This is a genomic window from Citrobacter koseri ATCC BAA-895 (assembly GCF_000018045.1).
Taxonomy (GTDB): Bacteria; Pseudomonadota; Gammaproteobacteria; order Enterobacterales; family Enterobacteriaceae; genus Citrobacter_B; species Citrobacter_B koseri.
This window is the reverse complement of the sequence record NC_009792.1, coordinates 700,690-717,860: the sequence shown is the minus strand read 5'-3', so window position 1 is coordinate 717,860 and position 17,171 is coordinate 700,690. Positions and strand designations below refer to the sequence as shown.

Below are 17,171 nucleotides of genomic sequence, written 5' to 3'. Positions count from 1 at the left end.
CGTAAACGTCGCCATCCGGCAAAAGTTATCCTGCGCGAAGCAGTGTTTTCATTTTTTCGCTACGGCAAAACTGGCGCTTCATCTCCACCACCAGCGGATGGCGCGAAAGCACAATCATCACGGCGAAGGCCAGCGCACCCGCCACGATTTGCGTTGCCAGCAGTACGCTCAGCGGCAGATGTCCATTCAGCGCAATCCCCAACCCATAGCTCACCGCCAGGGTAGGTAAAGAGAGATAAAAAGGTAGCCACAGGCTAAGGATGTACTGGCGGTAGCTCGACCCCAGCACCGGTTTAATCATGACGAAATAGCTCAGAACGGTATTGATGATCTGCACCAGCAGGAAGCCCAGCGTCACGCCTGTCGCCCCCGCCAGATGGCCGCCAACGATAATTGCCGGAATGAACAGAAAGGTTTTGAACACATTGAATTTGAAGCTGATATCGACGCGCGCTTTCGCCATCAGCAACGAACCAATCGGGTTGCCGACAGAGCGCAACAGCCCCACCACGCACAACAGTTGCAGCACCGGAATGATGCTGTTCCACTTCTCGCCAAAAACCAGCGGCACAAAATTATTCGATACCACCATCAGACCGAGCAACGCGGGAAAATTAATAATCCCCACGACCGACAGCAGCTTGTAGAAGTTGACGCGCAGCTTCTCCGTATCATCCTGAATTTTGGCGAACGCCGGGAACAATACGCGGGTAATGATCGGGTTAAGCTTCATTGGCGGAACCACCGCCACGTTATAAGCAAGGTTATATCCCCCGGCGACGCTCGCGCCGAGAATACGCGCCAGCACCAGCGTCGACAGGTTAGTATTGACGTAATTGATGATGCTGTCCGCCGTCAGCCATGCGCCAAAGCGCAGGTTCGACGAAACAGACGCCAGCGAAAAATGCAGGCCGGGGCGGTAGATCTTCCGGCCAAAATAGCCGAACAGCAACGTACGGACGGCGCTGTTGACCAGATAGCCGAGGATCGCCGTCATTGCCAGCGGCCAGAAATGGGCGCTGACCACGGTGAAGGTGAACCCCGCCAGCACCGAGCTGGTCTCGATCATGCCTATTTTGTTAAATTCCAGCTCCTTTTGCATCAACGCGCGAAACTGCTGCCCGTGAGGGATCACCACAAACGCCAGCGACAGAGTTTTAATCAGCGGCGCCAGATCGGGGTTATGCAGCACGTTGCCGATCACGTCGCTAAGCAAAAACACCACGACGCACACCGCCAGCCCTAAGCCAGCGTTCAGCCAGTACAGGGTGGTGAGTTCGAGGTGGCTTATCGTTTTACGCTGGATAATGGAGTTGGCAATACCGAAGTCCGACAGCGTATCGGCGAGGGCGATAATCACCAGCGACACGGTCAGCAGACCAAACTGGTGATTATCAATAATCCGCGCCAGCACGGTCATCTGAATCAGTCCCAGCCCGATGATGATAACCGTAGCGATCGCCGACCACTTCGCCCCACTGATGGTTTTTTCTCGTAAGCTCATGATCGTTCCTCAGTACGCCGCTTTATTCACAAAGCCTTTGAACACCGTCAGAAAAACAATCTTGATGTCAAACCACACGCTCCACTCACGGATGTACTCCAGATCAAACTCCACGCGCTTTTCCATTTTCTCCAGCGTGTCGGTCTCGCCGCGCCAGCCGTTGATCTGCGCCCACCCCGTAATGCCGGGTTTGACTTTATGGCGCAGCATGTAGCCTTCGATAAGCTGGCGATACTGCTCGTTATGCGCCACCGCGTGCGGGCGCGGCCCAACGATAGACATACCGCCGGTCAGAACGTTGATAAACTGCGGCAGTTCATCAAGCGAGGTACGGCGCAGAAAATTCCCCACGCGGGTTACACGCGGGTCGTTTTGCGTCGCCTGCGTCACCACTTTGTCGTTTTCCATCACCTTCATGGAGCGGAATTTCCACACTTTGATCGGCTTACCGTCCATGCCATAACGAGTCTGACGGAAAATGATCGGCCCTGGCGAACTGAATTTGACCGCCAGCGCAATGCAACACAGCACCGGAGAGATCAGCAGCAGAATCAGCGACGCCAGCACGATATCTTCCGCGCGTTTCAGCAGACGATTGATCCCTGACAGCGGCGTGTCATACAGCGGCACGACCGGCACGCCGCTTACCTCTTCAATACGCGAGTGCAGAATATTGAAGGTAAAAACATCCGGGATGAGGATGACCGAGCAGGTAGTGTCCGCCAGAGCGCGCACCAGTTTTTTTACCTGCGCCTCGTCACTCATCGACATGGCGATATAGACGTTATGAATGCGTGAGGCTTTGGCATCCTCGACCAGCTGTTGCAGATTTCCGGCCCAGTCAGAAGAGACGCCGCCCGGTTTCGGATCGTAGTAAACGCCGACCACTTCAAAACCCAACCACGGCTCCTTGCGGAAGCTGTCCAGCAGCGACTGACCGGCAGGAAGATCCCCCGCCACCGCCACCCGGCGCGTGTTGTACCCACGGTTACGCAGCCATCCGGCTCCGTAGCGAATGAACGAGCGGCAGACCACCAGACCCACGCTGGAGAGCGCATACCACGCCAGCCAGACGGTAAGACGGTTATCGAAGTCGTTATTGAAGGCAATCAGGCCCGCGCTGAAGACCAGACTCAGCGTCCAGTTTTGCAGCAGCAGCGCCAGTTCCGTCGAAATCTTCACGCCGCGCCAGGAACGGTAAAAATCAGTTATGCCGCCCAGCATCTGAAAAACCACCAGCGTGATCAGCGCCACCAACAGATGCATATACAGGAAAGGCAATCCGCTCAGCTTGCAGACAACCCATAACCCGCCAAACATGATGGTGATATCCGAAAAGCGTTGCACCATAGAGATTAACGATGCATTGGTTTTGGCTCGCTCGCGCTTTTTTAGATTTGTCATCGTTGTTCCTGTTATTAGCCCCTTACCCGTCGCCGGGTAAGGGAAGAACCGACATTACTGATTCAGCAACGTCAGCAGGGTTCGCGTTCGCGCTTCCATCAGCGGAATGTCGCCGCGTGATTCCACGTTCAGCCGCACCACCGGTTCGGTATTGGAAGAACGCAGGTTGAAGCGCCAGTCGGCAAACGACATGCTGATGCCGTCAGTTCTGTCCACCGTCAGCGCTTCACGCGCAAAGTGTGCTTCCACCCGGCTGATGGCGGCCGCAGGCTCTGCCAGTTTGCTGTTGATTTCACCGCTGGCCGGGAACGCCGCCATCCGGTCACGCACCAGTTCCCCCAGCGACTGCCCTTTCAGACATACCAGCTCCGCCACCAGCAGCCACGGGATCATCCCGCTGTCGCAGTACGCAAAATCACGGAAGTAGTGATGGGCGCTCATTTCGCCGCCGTAGATAGCATCTTCATGGCGCATACGTTCTTTAATGAAGGCATGGCCGGTTTTCGACATCACCGGCGTGCCGCCCGCCGCCGTCACCACATCAACGGTGTTCCAGGACAGACGCGGGTCGTGGATGATCTTCGCTCCCGGGTGTTTCTCCAGAAATGCCTCCGCCAACAGGCCGACAATGTAGTAGCCCTCAATGAACTGCCCTTTCTCATCGAACAGGAAGCAGCGGTCGAAATCCCCGTCGAAGGCAATGCCCATATCTGCGCCGTGTTCAATAACGGCGTTGCGGGTGTCATCGCGACACTCCGGCAGCAGCGGATTAGGGATGCCATTCGGGAAGTTGCCGTCCGGCGTGTTGTGGATTTTGATGAAGTCAACCGGCACACCCTGCGCCTTAAAGCGGGCTTCAATGGCATCCACCACCGGGCCTGCCGCGCCGTTGCCGGAGTTGATGACCAGTTTCAATGGCGTGAGATTGTTGACGTTGATGTAGCCGAACAGGTGGTCGATGTAGGCGTCACGCAGATTGATCTGCTTATAGCTGCCGCGTCTGGCTTCGTTGACCGGTGGAAAATCATTGGCTTCCGCCAGACGCTGCACGTCGCGCAGGCCTGTGTCGCCGCTAATGGGGCGCGCGCCCTCGCGCACCAGTTTCATACCGTTGTAGTCCATCGGGTTATGGCTGGCGGTCACTTCAATACCGCCATCAACGCCCAGATGGAAGGTCGCAAAATAGATCTCTTCCGTGCCGGAAAGGCCGATATCCAGTACGTCAACGCCCGCATCCTGCAACCCTTTCGCCAGCGCCAGTTTCAGCGACTCGCTTGTCAGGCGCACATCGCCGCCCAGCACAATGGTTTTCGGTTGCAGGAACTCGCCGTAAGCGCGGCCAATACGCCACGCGATATCCTCATTCAACTCTTCGCCCAGCCTGCCGCGAATATCGTAGGCTTTAAAACAGGTTAATTTCGTCATGTTTTTACCCTTCTTCAGGCAACAGTTGGCCCTGACTCTCGTAAGAGCCTTTTTCAATTTTTGTTTTATTGCCCGGTGACGCTGCGCTTACCGGGCCTACGGACCTGTAGGCCGGATAAGCAACGCGCCATCCGGCAACTTACCGGGCTTACACCCGCCCATAGCGATCGGCGAAGCGCACCACGTCGTCCTCTTCAAGGTACGAACCGGAGCGGACTTCAATCAGGTCGAGCGGAATTTTTCCCGGATTCTCCAGGCAGTGGGTCGCCCCCAGAGGTATGTAGACAGACTCGTTTTCACCGAGCAGTTTGATTTCGCCGTTGATGGTGACTTTTGCCGTCCCTGCGACCACCACCCAGTGCTCAGCACGATGGTGATGCATCTGCACGGAGAGCCCCTCGCCGGGTTTAACGGTAATACGTTTCACCTGATAACGGTCGCCAGCGTCAATGGAGTCGTATTTGCCCCACGGCCGGTAGACTTCACGGTGGATATGGTGCTCATGACGCCCGTCAGCTTTAATCTGCTCCACCACTTTTTTCACATCCTGCACCGCATTGCGATCGGCAATCAGCACCGCATCTTTGGTCTGTACAACCACCAGGTCTTTCACCCCGACGGTCGTCACCAGGCCCGACTCCGCATAAACGTAGCTGTTTTCCGTTTTATGGCTAATGACGTCGCCGTGATGCACGTTTCCCTCGGCGGTGTGCGCGCTGATTTCCCACAGTGAAGACCAGGAACCCACGTCGCTCCAGCCGGCATCCATCGGCATAACCACCGCATCCGCCGTGCGCTCCATCACCGCGTAGTCCACCGACTCTTCCGGGCAGGCGAGGAACGCCTCTTCATCCACGCGGATAAAGTCGAGATCGGGGTCAACGATGCTCATCGCGTTTTCGCAGGCGTCCAGAATATCGGGACGGTATTTTTTCAGTTCTTCCAGATAACGTCCGGCGCGGAACAGGAACATCCCGCTGTTCCAGTAGTAGTCGCCGCTCGCCACGTAGGCCTGCGCGGTTTCAAGATTGGGTTTTTCGACAAACTGCGCGACGTCAAAAGCAACCGCGTCTTGCTCGCCGGGAGAGACATCGCCGCGACGAATATAGCCATAGCCGGTTTCTGGCAGATCCGGCACGATGCCGAACGTGACCAGCTTGCCCGCTTCAGCATACGGAATGGCGTTACGCACCGCGTCGCGAAACGCTCCTTCATCAGCGATGACGTGATCGGCCGCCAGTACCAGCATCAGCGGATCGCCTTCCGGGCTGTGGCGTTTCGCCGCCAGCGCCGCCAGCGCAATCGCTGGCGCGGTATTGCGCCCGGCAGGCTCAAGAATAATGTTCTCCGTCAGTTTGTTTAGCTGGCGCAACTGTTCGGCGACAATAAAGCGGTGCTGCTCATTGCAAATCACCACCGGGCTTTCGCACTCCACGCCGTTCAGACGACAAATAGTCGTTTGCAGCATGGTGAGATCGCCTTTCAGGCAGAGAAACTGTTTTGGATAAAGTACACGAGAAAGCGGCCATAAACGGCTACCCGAGCCACCCGCCATCACGACCGGATAAAGTTTACGTTGACCCATGATTTATCCCCGAATATCTGTAATAAATTGACGTAACACGTTCTCTTTATCGAGCGTGCGTTCGGCATATTCGCATGCCACCGTGTTGTTCTCAGGCATGGCAAGCGCCTGAGTAATCCCCGTCACCAGCGCATCGACCGACTCCGGTTCCACGCAAACGGCAATGCCGGGATAGTCGCGACAAAGCTGGCCGAGTTCGGTTTCCGGTTCAGCGGTAATCACCGCGTTGCCGCCCACCGCCAGAATATTGGTCAGTTTCGACGGCAAAACGGCATCCGCCGCGCCGCGCTTTTGCACCACCAGATGGCAATCGCCCATCTTCAGCAACGCAGGTAAGGCTTCATAAGGCTGAAGCGGGTAAAATTTGACGTTATCCAGGCCGCGTTCACGGGCCATTTTTTCCAGCCGCGCTTTGCCGCCGCCCTGCCCGACAATGACAAACAACCAGGGGCGATCGGTAAGACGCTCAGCGGCGTCGATCACGTTCTCAAGCCCTTGTTTTTCACCAATATTGCCGGAGTACAGAATGATTTTTTTATCATCCGGCAACCCCAGCGTCTGACGTAAGCGGGCCGCATCGCTAACGGTCACATCGCGAAAACGCGCCACTTCCGACCAGTTAGGGAAGAAAATCACCTTGTCTGCCGCGACCCCTTTCTCCTGCGCTTTATTCATCATTGAGCGGGAGATGGTGGAGACGTTATCGACGTTGTGCAGACCGCTGCGCTCGAACGCGGCGGCCAGTCGGGCAACCTTACCGCTCTTGCCTTGCCCGGCCAGCCCCAGACCGAGCATCGCATCCACCTCGTAGTCCTGAATGTGCAGCAACGTGCGCGCGCCGGAGAGTTTCGCCAGCAAACGCATACCCGGCGTGCAAAACAGCGTCGGCACCACGCCGATAATCCGATCCGGCTTCCAGCGTCGCTGCGCCATCAGCGGGAAGAAACTGCTCAGGGCGAAACTGCCCAGGTGCAGCAAGCGTTTCAGCGTCGATGGCTGCGTCGGAACATATAACGGGCAGCGCCAGACGGTGGCCGCCCCCTCTTCCCGGCGATAACGCCAGGAGGAATACTGCTCGCCCACTTTCCACTGCGGGTAATAAGGCGGCGCGGTGATCACCCGAACTTCATGCCCTTCACGCGCCATCCACTCCACCATCTCGCCGGTATATTTACCGATGCCGGTTAGCTCCGGCGAGTAGTTGATGCCGTACACAAGGATTCTCATACGCTTCATCCTTCAACCTGACTCTGCGTTGGCTGCATCTGCTCACCCCTGCCGCCTTGATTCAGGCTGAATGATTTCGTGTAACATCCAGGCACCCCGGACTGACGATCCGCGAGGAAGTACGCCCGACTGTTGTCGTGAACGCTGGCGCTTGCCAGAAGCCGCTCAGGCGTCTGCCAGCGATAATCTTCATGTTGTTCATCAGGCAGATGCAAATCCGCCTGATTCACCTTCAGGCGAAAACCAAGCACAACGTAATGAGTGGTAAAGTCTTCGCCGGAGAAGTTATCGTCATAGAAGTGCTGCCAGACGCCATAAAACGCGCCTGCGGACAGCGGTAAACGCAGCCCCAGTTCCGCCTGAGTGAGACGCTCAAACGCATTTTCCAGCGTCTCATCCTTCTGCACGCGCCCGCCCGGTACGAACCAGTAACCCTGCGCAGGGCGATTGGTGCGCTTGCCCAGCAGGAACTCGCCGCGCTCATTCTCCACGATCAAATCAATGGAGATCAGCGGCGTAGAGCGCACGACGGTAGCGAAATCTTCCTGACGTAAAAACATGTTTACCCCCGGAACCGGTGCTGGTTCTCAAGGAACCACTGGTAAGTGCTGGCAAGCCCGGCCTCCAGCGACACCTCGTGATACCAGCCAAGCTGATGCAGGCGCGTTACGTCGAGCAGTTTGCGCGGCGCGCCGTCCGGTTTCGTGGCGTCAAACACCACCCGCCCTTTGTAGCCCACGACCTGAGCGATCGTTTGCGCCAGCTCCCGAATGGTGCAATCCACACCAGTACCGACGTTGATGTGCGAGAGCATCGGCTGCGTGTTCTCCTGCCACACTTCGCGATCCAGCTCCATCACATGGATGCTGGCGGCAGCCATATCATCCACATGCAGGAACTCGCGCATCGGTGTCCCGCTGCCCCATACCACTACATCCGGCGCGTTCTGTTCGGTCGCTTCATGGAAGCGACGCAGCAGCGCGGGAATGACGTGCGAATTATTCGGGTGGAAGTTGTCATGCGGCCCGTACAGGTTGGTCGGCATGACCGAGCGGTAATCGCGGTCAAACTGGCGATTCCAGGACTCGCACAGTTTGATCCCGGCAATTTTGGCGATGGCATACGGCTCGTTGGTTGGTTCAAGCGACCCTTGCAGCAGTTCGCTTTCCGCCATCGGCTGTTTTGCCAGTTTGGGGTAGATACAGGAGGAACCGAGGAACAACAGCTTGTTCACGTTGTGCAGATGCGCGGCGTGAATGATGTTGCTCTCAATCATCATGTTCTCGTAGATGAAATCGGCCGGGTACGTATTGTTGGCGACAATACCGCCCACCTTCGCCGCCGCCAGATAAACCTGGTCAATGCGTTCTTCAGCGAAGAATGCCTGTACCGCCCGGCTGTCCAGCAAATTCAGCTCGTCGCGGGTGCGAAGCACCAGCACCACATCCTCACGCTGCGCCAGCTGTCTTACGATGGCGGAACCCACCATCCCGCGATGGCCCGCCACAAAAATACGTTGTTTCATCATCCTCAGGACTCCAGCGCGATGGCAACCTCGTAGCCATGAGATTTCAGCAAGGAATGTTTCTTCGCCGCTTCCAGGTCTTTCGCAACCATTTCAGACACCATCTCCTGGAGTGTGATCTCCGGTTTCCAGCCCAGCTTCTCGTGCGCTTTTGACGGGTCGCCCAGCAGGGTTTCCACTTCCGCAGGACGGAAGTAGCGTGGGTCAACGGCGATAATCACATCACCCGGCTTCACGCCCGGCGCGTCATGACCGGTGACAGAAACGACAATCCCTTTCTCTTCCACGCCTTCCCCTTCAAAGCGCAGTTTGATCCCCAGCTGTGCCGCCGCCATTTCGACGAACTGACGCACGGAGTACTGCACGCCGGTCGCGATCACGAAATCTTCCGGCGTCTCTTGTTGCAGCATCATCCACTGCATCTTGACGTAGTCTTTGGCATGGCCCCAGTCACGCAGGGAATCCATGTTGCCGAGGAACAGGCAGGACTCCAGCCCCTGAGCGATATTGGCAATCGCGCGGGTAATTTTGCGGGTCACGAAGGTTTCGCCGCGACGCGGAGATTCATGGTTGAACAGAATGCCGTTACAAGCGTAGATGCCGTAGGATTCGCGGTAGTTAACGGTGATCCAGTAGGCGTACAGTTTGGCGACGGCATACGGAGAGCGCGGATAGAACGGCGTGGTCTCTTTTTGCGGAATTTCCTGCACCAGACCGTACAGCTCAGAGGTGGAGGCCTGATAGAAACGGGTTTTCTTTTCCAGGCCCAGGAAGCGGATCGCCTCCAGCAGACGCAGCGTACCCAGCGCATCCACGTCGGCGGTGTATTCCGGGGACTCAAACGAAACCGCAACGTGGCTCATTGCCCCCAGGTTGTAGACTTCATCCGGCTGCACTTCCTGCAAAATGCGGGTCAGGTTGGATGAGTCGGTCAGATCACCGTAGTGCAGGTGGAATTTCGGGTTGCTGGCATGCGGGTCCTGATAGATATGATCCACGCGTTCGGTATTGAACGAAGACGCGCGACGCTTGATACCATGAACCTCGTAACCTTTCTCCAGCAGAAGTTCCGCCAGGTAAGAACCATCCTGCCCGGTTACGCCAGTAATGAGAGCGACTTTTGACATTTTATTTTCCTCAAATAGTCCCGTTAGGGAGTAACTTTCTCAACGCGCTCGCGCGTTACCACTGCGGGATTGCCACGGCAGATTGTGTTTGCCGGTAGCGATTTAAAAACACTGCTTCGCGCACCAACGACGGTGCCGTCGCCTATCGTTACGCCGGGAGCGACAAAGACATCCGTCGCCAGCCAGCATTTCTTGCCAATCACAATTGGCGTGGCGTTAATATCAAAATGGGCGCTGGCATAATCATGACTGCCGGTACATAAATAGCTTTTCTGCGAAATAACAGAGTGTGCGCCAATCGTAATGTCACCCAGCGTATATAAAACGGCGTCATCGCCGACCCAGGCGTAATCACCTAACGTCAATTTCCACGGATACGTAATTTTTACAGAAGGTCGGATGACTGCGTTTTTTCCTATTTTTGCGCCAAACATCCGTAATAAAAATGCGCGCCAGCGATACATCACCTGCGGCGACCAGCTAAATAACGTCGCCTGCACCGCCCACCATAATTGCACTTTTATTGCATTGCCGCCCCGGAACCCTTTCGGCACCGAGAAGCCGCTTAAATCCTGCATCATTTTTCCTTATATTCAGGCTTTGTTATATAAGGCTTTTGCTTTGCCTGTCGTTTTCAGACGTAATAAATAAGATAATTCCGCCCAAAATCCGGGGACACGTAATATTTTACGCTGCACGTTTTTTGCATCCCGGCATAATTCCAGATTGTTTGAGGTTGACACGCCGCCCATAGAAAATTCAGACACCAACCCTTTGATTCGACGGAAAGGATAGCCTGATTTATAAAGACTGGCTGCCAGCGCGTAATCAGATGACACCTTATATTGCAGATCGTATGGATGTTTTTTCAGCCCTGCGGTCGGGAAGAAAATAGCCTGATGGCTGGCGGGTAAGCTGTGGTAGATATACCAGCCATGTTTGGCGCTTCGTCGGGTTTTATTTCCTTCACCAAAATCCAGTAACGCGTCGCCAATGTACATCGCGTCATCATTTTTTCGCCCCAGTTGACGGACAAAATCGGTGACATCTTCATGAAACACATCGCCGGAATTGAGGAAAAGAGTATAGCGCCCTTGCGCCATCGCAATGCCTTTGTTCATCGCGTCGTAAATACCGCGATCTTTTTCACTTACGAAGCGTAAGTTAAACTCACCGTTGAGTTTTTCCAGAAACTGGGCGGTGCCGTCATCCGAACCGCCGTCCACGACAATCCATTCAAAGGTCAGGCTGGGATCGCGCGCCAGGTTGCGCAGCGAGCGCCAGGTGTTTACCACGCCGTCGTAATTACGAAAGGCGACAGTAACGACGCTAAGTAACATAAAACCACCTCGTCATGAATTCGTAATATTTAGCGCTTTGCGCAAAATAAAAGGACAAACGATTAAAAATGCATATTCCGGGCTAAATATCGAACCGGTAAAAAACAACGATACCGGCGTAAAGAGATAAAGCTGCACCCGAAAATTCTGATTATCGCCAAACGCATTCAGCGTCATTTTTAAGATTTTCCACATGTACCATGCGGTCAATAACACCGCGAACCATGAGAAATAAATAATCAGCAGATACAGGCCATTGTCTATTGTTTTCCCGACATCCGCACCGTTAAAAATTCCGAATGATGCGACATATTCATAAAGTGAGCCAAATCTGACTACGCCATCAATATGGGTCAACGAATAACCGACCATCACTAATGGCCCAACGATACGATAATACGATGACGAGCCTTCCGTTCCTAAATCTCCAAGACGTTCAGCGATATAAGGAAACGCAAAAACCACACCGACTAAAAATACGCCCAACGAAATAATCGCCAGTGGCAATTTTTTCCTTATCGCATCCTTATTCAGATACTGAAATGCCCACTCCAGTAAGTAAAACAGGATAAAGGTCATTACCCCTGAAAATGATCCTGATAATATTATCCCTGCCAGAATCATAGCATCGGTCTTAGGGGTTTTGATACCAAACTGTTTGATGCTGAGCCAAATTGAGATTAACGCCAGAGCAAAAAACGCCGGTTCAAAATAGAGCGCAGTGGTTCGCTTACCGCCAAATTTAATAAAATTCAGCACATAGCTATTACTGTAAATAAGATATTTCGAAATTCCTTCCATTAAGCTGCTGCCGCCGGTGAGAATGATCTGCGCCATCTCAACTGCCGCCAGCGCCACCACAAATGCCACCACCATATAGAAAAAACGTAATATCTTGCGGTAGTTATGCGGGGAAACGGTTTTAAAACGAATACTCCACACCATGCCGATAATGATGACGATGTAAACAAACAGCATCGTCGAGGTGACATATTTGCTGGCATCCAGCGACTGACCGAACAGGTAGTTAAACGCCGTCAGCCCTGCCCCCACGCCCAGCGCAATCATCAATTTTTTAATGCTGATGCGCTCAATGAACAACAACAGCAAAACGGGTAAAAAGGTGACGATGGTGATGGGGAAGCTTTCGCCCAGTTGGGCAATTTTGACGTTGACCAGCAGGTAGATCAGCGGCAGCAGCAGGTAACTACAGATTCTGATAGAACGAGACATACTCCTCCAGCATCTGTTGTCCGCTGTATGCGGTGCGGCTACGCTCGCAAAAGACCTCCAGCGAGGCGCCAAATACGGCCTGAGCAATGTCGGATTTGCTCATCTGCACCAGGTTCAGCACCTCGTCTTCACTGAACGTTCGCCCGCCCGATTTTGCCAGTACCTCCTGCGCCGCGTCGCTGTGCGTGGCGATCACCGGCACGCCGATAGATAAGGCTTCACACAAAATCAGCGGGTAATTATCGACCCGGGAGCTGAACACCAGCGCATCCATCTGGTTAAGGGCACTCATCAGCTTGCGTTTATCGGTTTCAAAGCCGTGATTCACCACGTTCTCACCGTCGAAGGGGGAAAACTTACCGAAGGTGTGCAGCTCAATGTTGTTGCCTGCCGCCATTATGTCGCGCACCAGTTGCTGGTTTGTTTTGCCGTCATAGCGCAAATCGTGCGCCACCACGGCAATTTTCGGTTTGCCCTGGCGCTCGCTCACCGGCGACAGTTCGGACAGAATCGCTTCGGTCGCCACATCAATGCCATTATTGATAATGCGACAACGCCCTTCCCCGTACAGGCTGTTAAACGCCTCCGCCACATGCTGGCTGGGCGAGATAAACTGACAGCCCAGCGAGAGCATCTGCTGAAACAGCTGCCGCTTGCCCACCACCAGCTGGTGCGCTCTGTCCACTTTTACCGGCGGATAATTGGTCAGCGTCGGGCATTTCTGACAGCCGCTTTTCCAGCCTTCACAGCCGTCGGTAAAGGCACAGCGTCCGGTCACGCTCCAGTGATCGTGCAGCGTCCAGACCAGCCTCACGTCCGGCTTGTGGTTTTTCACCTTCTCGCAGAAAGCGACAACCTCCGCCAGATTCAGCCAGTAGCTGTGCAGCACATGAAAATGCAGCACCAGCGGGCCGGGTGTCCGGGTCACTTTGCGGTACAGATTATCGAGATTGCCAAAAAGGTCACGGTTAAACAGACGAAACAGCGCGATATTGGCGACCGATGTCAGACGCGGCGTCTGTTTAATCACATGCGGGTAGTTGCTGTGGCTGACGCTTTTCTTCCCGCCTTTGCCGTAGCCATAGACAAAGTGCGAGGTCAGGCCTTTTTGTAGCGCGCGCAGGTGCAGGTCTAATGCCACGCCCGCCGCGCCGCCTTCCGCCAGTCGAACATTAAATTGCAGAATATTCATTTAATTACCTTCACTCGCGCCTTCTCTCCCACTACCAGCGCGTTATCGGGAACCGTGTCGAGCACCACGCTGCCCGCCCCGATAGTCACGTTATTGCCGATGGTGATATCCCCCAGCAAAATGACGTTAGCGCCCAGCTCAACGCCGTTACCAATGACCGGGCACGCCAGGCTGTCGCCGCCCCGGTTGCCGATGGTGACGCCATGACGCACGGTGAAGTCGTCGCCCGCGACGACATGCTTATTGATCACGACGGCATAACCGTGATGGATGGTGAAGCGTCGGCCGATGGTTGCGGCGGCCTGAATTTCGTAACCAAACAGGCATTCGGTCATCAGACGGTACAGCACCAGCACCGGCGCGGCCCACAGGTTATTCAGCACATTTTTTTTGCGCCAGACGGAACAAAAATGGGCGGCGCGGTAGGCCAGCACCATGCAGCACGGGCGCAGACTCCAGCTGTTTGCGCGTAGATCCTCCAGCATCCTTAACGCCCCCGCAGTCCGTCAGCCAGGCGTTTGCCGTTACGCACAGAAAACAGCGTCAGCAACGTGCGCCAGGTCATTCGCTTATTGCGGATCTGGTACAGCGTAAACAGCTGATACTTTTTGCTGGCGCGGTCGAATTTGTCTTTATGCTTGCGGTAGAAATGGAAGTAGCCGGAGAACTTTTTCGGCGAGGAGGTGATCTGCATTTCACCGTGATTGATGTGCAGAATCTGCGTCGCCTCTTCCACTTTCCACGGTTCGCCGTACTCAACCACCATGCGCAGGAAAATATCGTAGTCCTGCGCGGCTTTCAGTTCGGTATCAAACAGGCACTCTTTAAAACGCCAGGCCCAGGTAAAGACCTGATTGCCAATGATATTGCGTTTATAAAAAAGACGGCGTGAGTACGGCGATTTCGGGTACAGCGGCAGACTGGCCGGCTGCGAGTAAACCTCGCCTTCGCAGACATAGTCATTGGCGTATAAAAACGCGTGCGTTACCAGCTGATGCTTATGTTCAAGGAACACGCTCAGACGGTTCGGCGTCCATTCATCATCATCATCGATCCCGGTGATGTACTGCCCTTTCGCCTGCATAATGGCCTGATTACGCACCGCGCAGGCGCCGGAATTGATCGCATTGTGGGTGTAGCGCACGCGCGGGTCGTTTAACCCTTCAACAAACTGCTGCAACTGCTCATACGATGAGGAGCAGTCATCCACAATGATCATTTCCCAGTGGGTATAGTCCTGGCGCAGCACCGATTTAATCGCGCGAATCGCCAGTTGCTGCCGATTCCAGGTTGGCATGTAGATCGAAATCAGTGGGTTGTCTATTGTCATTCTCATTCCCCGGATAGTGTCGGATGGCGGCGTAAACACCTTATCCTGCCTACAATCACCAGCAATTTTGTCGGCCCTGTAGGCCTGATAAGCGCAGCGTCATCAGGCGACTTATTATTTTGAATCCGACTTGTATTCGTACTCGTAGTAACCGTAATCCTGATAACCGGTCGCCCGTCGGAAGATGGAGTTGAGGATTACGCCTTTTACCGGAATGCCGTTCTGCTCAAAGCGGCTCAGGCTGGTTTCCACCTCTTTTAATGTGTTAACAGCGTAACGCGCCACCATCAGCGTGGTGCCGACATGCCGTCCGACGATCGCCGCATCGGTCACCGCCAGAATCGGCGGCGTATCGATTAAGACCAGGTCATAGTGCGCGCTGGCCCAGGCAATCAGTTCGCCAAAGCGCTCGCTCATCAGCAGTTCCGACGGGTTAGGCGGCACCTGTCCGCGCGGCACCAGATCGAAATGCGGGATGGAGGTGGGTTTGGCGCAGGAGGCGATATCCCCTTTGCCCACCAGAATGTCGGACAGACCATTCACGTTGTTGGTGCCCAGCAGCTCGTGGGTATAGCCTTTACGCATATCGCAGTCGATCAGCAGCACGCGTTTGTTGGTCTGGCTGATGACCGCCGCCAGGTTGGCGCAGACAAAGGTTTTGCCGATAGACGGGCTGACCCCGGTCAACATCAGCACATTGTTTTGCGCCTGCATCATGGCGAAATGCAGGCTGGTACGCAGGCTACGCACCGCCTCAATCGCCAGATCGGTTGGATTCCCCACCGCCAGCAACTGGCTCTGTTTGTAGCGCTTAACGCCCTTAATCGTTTTGACGTTATCGCGCGCTTTCTGCCACTCCGACAGCGGAATGCTGGCATAGACGCTGATGCCGTGTTCTTCGAGCACCTGCGGACTTTCAATCCCACGGTTAAACAGCGAACGCAGCAACACGCCGACGATAGAGAGCATCAGGCCAAGAATAATGCTGCCAAGAATAATCAGCGCTTTTTTCGGCTTCAGCACGCCCGGCTGGGCAATCGCCGGGTCAACAATACGCACATCCCCGACGGTGCTGGCCTCGGTGATCTTCAGCTCCTGCTGCTTGTTCAGCAGTTGCATATAAACCTGCTGACCGGATTCGACGTCGCGCGTCAGACGCACAATTTCCTGCTGCGTTTTCGGCATTGCCGTCACGCGCCCGTTCAGTTTGGCTTTTTCATCTTCCAGCGCTTTACGTTTTTCCAGCAGCGTACGGTAAGCCGGATGCGCTTTAGTAAACAGCTTGGAGATTTCCGCCTCTTTGAAGGTCAGTTCGTTAAGCTGGGCGTCGATATTCACCATCGAATCCAGCACCGCCTTGGCCTCCAGCGGTAAGTCCACGGAGTCTTTATCCTGACGGAAGGCGTTGAGTTTGTTTTCCGCGACGTCCAGGCGACTGCGCACTTCCGGCAACTGTTTCGCCAGGAACGCCAGGCTTTTCGCCGCTTCCGCAGATTTCCGCTCAACGTTCTGTTCGAGATAGTTGCGGGTGATGCTGTTGAGAATATCGCGGATCTGATCCTTGTCTTCACCGGTAAAGGCCAGGCTCAATACGCCGGTATCTTTGCCGTTTTCCGTCACGGTCAGGTTGTTTTGCAGATTGTTGATCATCCCAAGCGTGGAGAATTTAGTGACGGTAAATTCACTGTCCGGGCGGGCATGGATAGCGCTCACCATCATCGTCACGCCATCTTTACTCAGCAGTTGCCCGGCCTGACCGCGCGCGCTAAAGCCGCCGTCGCTGGTCAGTTCGTAGGTTTTGTCACTCAGCACGTTAAGCGTGAAAACCTGCTCGCCCATCTCTTTTGGACGGGTGAACGTTGTCACTTTCACCGTCTCATTCTGCCGCCCCATCAGGCGCTCCCAGCCTGCGCCAAACAGCGGGAAGGTGTTTTTGGTGACGGAGATATCCAGGTCGAGATCGTCAACGGTTTTCCCCAGAACCAGACGCGACTGAATCAGCTGAATTTCCGCTTCTGATGCCGGCGGTTTATTGGCCAGCGCAGAGCCAATATCCTGCACCAGCGAGTTACCGGTATTTTGCTCGATTTGCACCAGCGCGTCGGCGCTGTAAATCGGCGTGGCGAATAGCGTGTAAATCACCGCGCACAGCGCAAATACCGCCGTAATGCCAAGCACCCACCAGCGCGCTTCAATGACGGTTCCCACCAGGCGACCGATATCGATTTCATCACTGCCCGTTACCGGAGCGGCAAGCTGTTTTACTTTTTCTGTCATTG

At 54.9% G+C, this 17,171-nt stretch carries 14 protein-coding genes and 1 pseudogene; all 15 read right to left on the bottom strand.

From position 1 onward, the window contains the following. Positions 1 to 25: 25 nt before the first annotated feature. The 15 genes and pseudogenes from wzxC to wzc all read right to left on the bottom strand — a co-directional run bounded on the left by wzxC (position 26) and on the right by wzc (position 17,169). Positions 26 to 1,504: a colanic acid undecaprenyl disphosphate flippase WzxC gene (wzxC, locus tag CKO_RS03215; RefSeq protein ID WP_012131715.1), complete on the bottom strand. Its 1,479-nt coding sequence runs from the start codon at positions 1,502 to 1,504 to the stop codon at positions 26 to 28. Positions 1,505 to 1,513: 9 nt separating this feature from the next. Next, on the bottom strand, positions 1,514 to 2,908 hold the full coding sequence (gene wcaJ / locus CKO_RS03210) for an undecaprenyl-phosphate glucose phosphotransferase (RefSeq protein WP_012131714.1): 1,395 nt from the start codon (positions 2,906 to 2,908) through the stop codon (positions 1,514 to 1,516). 54 nt (positions 2,909 to 2,962) lie between these two features. Beyond that, a complete protein-coding gene (gene cpsG / locus CKO_RS03205) occupies positions 2,963 to 4,333 on the bottom strand; it encodes a colanic acid biosynthesis phosphomannomutase CpsG (protein WP_012131713.1) in 1,371 nt (456 codons plus the stop codon). A gap of 148 nt (positions 4,334 to 4,481) precedes the next feature. After that, complete coding sequence (gene cpsB, locus CKO_RS03200) at positions 4,482 to 5,918, bottom strand: mannose-1-phosphate guanyltransferase (protein ID WP_012131712.1); 1,437 nt, start codon at positions 5,916 to 5,918, stop codon at positions 4,482 to 4,484. A gap of 3 nt (positions 5,919 to 5,921) precedes the next feature. Then, the gene (gene wcaI, locus CKO_RS03195; RefSeq protein ID WP_024130196.1) at positions 5,922 to 7,145 is read right to left on the bottom strand and encodes a colanic acid biosynthesis fucosyltransferase WcaI; all 1,224 of its coding nucleotides are present in this window, start codon (positions 7,143 to 7,145) and stop codon (positions 5,922 to 5,924) included. Positions 7,146 to 7,231: 86 nt separating this feature from the next. Continuing rightward, positions 7,232 to 7,705, bottom strand: a pseudogene (locus CKO_RS03190) (GDP-mannose mannosyl hydrolase); the annotation flags it as partial. A gap of 2 nt (positions 7,706 to 7,707) precedes the next feature. Beyond that, positions 7,708 to 8,673, bottom strand: a complete 966-nt coding sequence (gene fcl, locus CKO_RS03185) for a GDP-L-fucose synthase (protein ID WP_012131709.1) — start codon at positions 8,671 to 8,673, stop codon at positions 7,708 to 7,710. A 2-nt stretch (positions 8,674 to 8,675) separates the two neighbouring features. Then, positions 8,676 to 9,797 (bottom strand): GDP-mannose 4,6-dehydratase, encoded by a 1,122-nt coding sequence (gene gmd / locus CKO_RS03180; protein WP_012131708.1) that lies wholly within the window; start codon positions 9,795 to 9,797, stop codon positions 8,676 to 8,678. 23 nt (positions 9,798 to 9,820) lie between these two features. Further along, positions 9,821 to 10,375, bottom strand: a complete 555-nt coding sequence (gene wcaF, locus CKO_RS03175) for a colanic acid biosynthesis acetyltransferase WcaF (protein WP_024130195.1) — start codon at positions 10,373 to 10,375, stop codon at positions 9,821 to 9,823. Positions 10,376 to 10,390: 15 nt separating this feature from the next. Beyond that, a complete protein-coding gene (wcaE, locus tag CKO_RS03170; RefSeq protein ID WP_012131706.1) occupies positions 10,391 to 11,137 on the bottom strand; it encodes a colanic acid biosynthesis glycosyltransferase WcaE in 747 nt (248 codons plus the stop codon). Positions 11,138 to 11,149: 12 nt separating this feature from the next. Continuing rightward, a complete protein-coding gene (wcaD, locus tag CKO_RS03165; RefSeq protein ID WP_012131705.1) occupies positions 11,150 to 12,370 on the bottom strand; it encodes a colanic acid polymerase WcaD in 1,221 nt (406 codons plus the stop codon). After that, positions 12,345 to 13,562: a colanic acid biosynthesis glycosyltransferase WcaC gene (wcaC, locus tag CKO_RS03160; protein ID WP_012131704.1), complete on the bottom strand. Its 1,218-nt coding sequence runs from the start codon at positions 13,560 to 13,562 to the stop codon at positions 12,345 to 12,347. Before wcaC ends, wcaD begins: the two co-directional genes overlap by 26 nt. After that, positions 13,559 to 14,047 carry a colanic acid biosynthesis acetyltransferase WcaB gene (gene wcaB / locus CKO_RS03155; RefSeq protein ID WP_024130194.1) on the bottom strand — a complete coding sequence of 163 codons (489 nt, stop codon included), beginning with the start codon at positions 14,045 to 14,047 and terminating at the stop codon, positions 13,559 to 13,561. Before wcaB ends, wcaC begins: the two co-directional genes overlap by 4 nt. 2 nt (positions 14,048 to 14,049) lie before the next feature. Next, entirely contained in the window at positions 14,050 to 14,892 is an 843-nt protein-coding gene (gene wcaA, locus CKO_RS03150; RefSeq protein ID WP_024130193.1) for a colanic acid biosynthesis glycosyltransferase WcaA, read from the bottom strand. A gap of 114 nt (positions 14,893 to 15,006) precedes the next feature. Next, entirely contained in the window at positions 15,007 to 17,169 is a 2,163-nt protein-coding gene (gene wzc / locus CKO_RS03145) for a tyrosine-protein kinase Wzc (RefSeq protein ID WP_012131701.1), read from the bottom strand. Between the last annotated feature and the right edge of the window lie 2 nt (positions 17,170 to 17,171).

Excerpts from the sequence above, each read along its gene's own strand:
- wcaC (WP_012131704.1), bottom strand. The coding sequence starts at position 13,562 with ATGAATATTCTGCAATTTAATGTTCGACTGGCGGAAGGCGGCGCGGCG.
- wzxC (WP_012131715.1), bottom strand. The coding sequence starts at position 1,504 with ATGAGCTTACGAGAAAAAACCATCAGTGGGGCGAAGTGGTCGGCGATC.
- wcaB (WP_024130194.1), bottom strand. The coding sequence starts at position 14,047 with ATGCTGGAGGATCTACGCGCAAACAGCTGGAGTCTGCGCCCGTGCTGC.
- wcaE (WP_012131706.1), bottom strand. The coding sequence starts at position 11,137 with ATGTTACTTAGCGTCGTTACTGTCGCCTTTCGTAATTACGACGGCGTG.
- cpsB (WP_012131712.1), bottom strand. The coding sequence starts at position 5,918 with ATGGGTCAACGTAAACTTTATCCGGTCGTGATGGCGGGTGGCTCGGGT.
- wzc (WP_012131701.1), bottom strand. The coding sequence starts at position 17,169 with ATGACAGAAAAAGTAAAACAGCTTGCCGCTCCGGTAACGGGCAGTGAT.
- cpsG (WP_012131713.1), bottom strand. The coding sequence starts at position 4,333 with ATGACGAAATTAACCTGTTTTAAAGCCTACGATATTCGCGGCAGGCTG.
- wcaJ (WP_012131714.1), bottom strand. The coding sequence starts at position 2,908 with ATGACAAATCTAAAAAAGCGCGAGCGAGCCAAAACCAATGCATCGTTA.
- wcaF (WP_024130195.1), bottom strand. The coding sequence starts at position 10,375 with ATGCAGGATTTAAGCGGCTTCTCGGTGCCGAAAGGGTTCCGGGGCGGC.
- wcaD (WP_012131705.1), bottom strand. The coding sequence starts at position 12,370 with ATGTCTCGTTCTATCAGAATCTGTAGTTACCTGCTGCTGCCGCTGATC.
- wcaA (WP_024130193.1), bottom strand. The coding sequence starts at position 14,892 with ATGACAATAGACAACCCACTGATTTCGATCTACATGCCAACCTGGAAT.
- gmd (WP_012131708.1), bottom strand. The coding sequence starts at position 9,797 with ATGTCAAAAGTCGCTCTCATTACTGGCGTAACCGGGCAGGATGGTTCT.
- fcl (WP_012131709.1), bottom strand. The coding sequence starts at position 8,673 with ATGATGAAACAACGTATTTTTGTGGCGGGCCATCGCGGGATGGTGGGT.
- wcaI (WP_024130196.1), bottom strand. The coding sequence starts at position 7,145 with ATGAGAATCCTTGTGTACGGCATCAACTACTCGCCGGAGCTAACCGGC.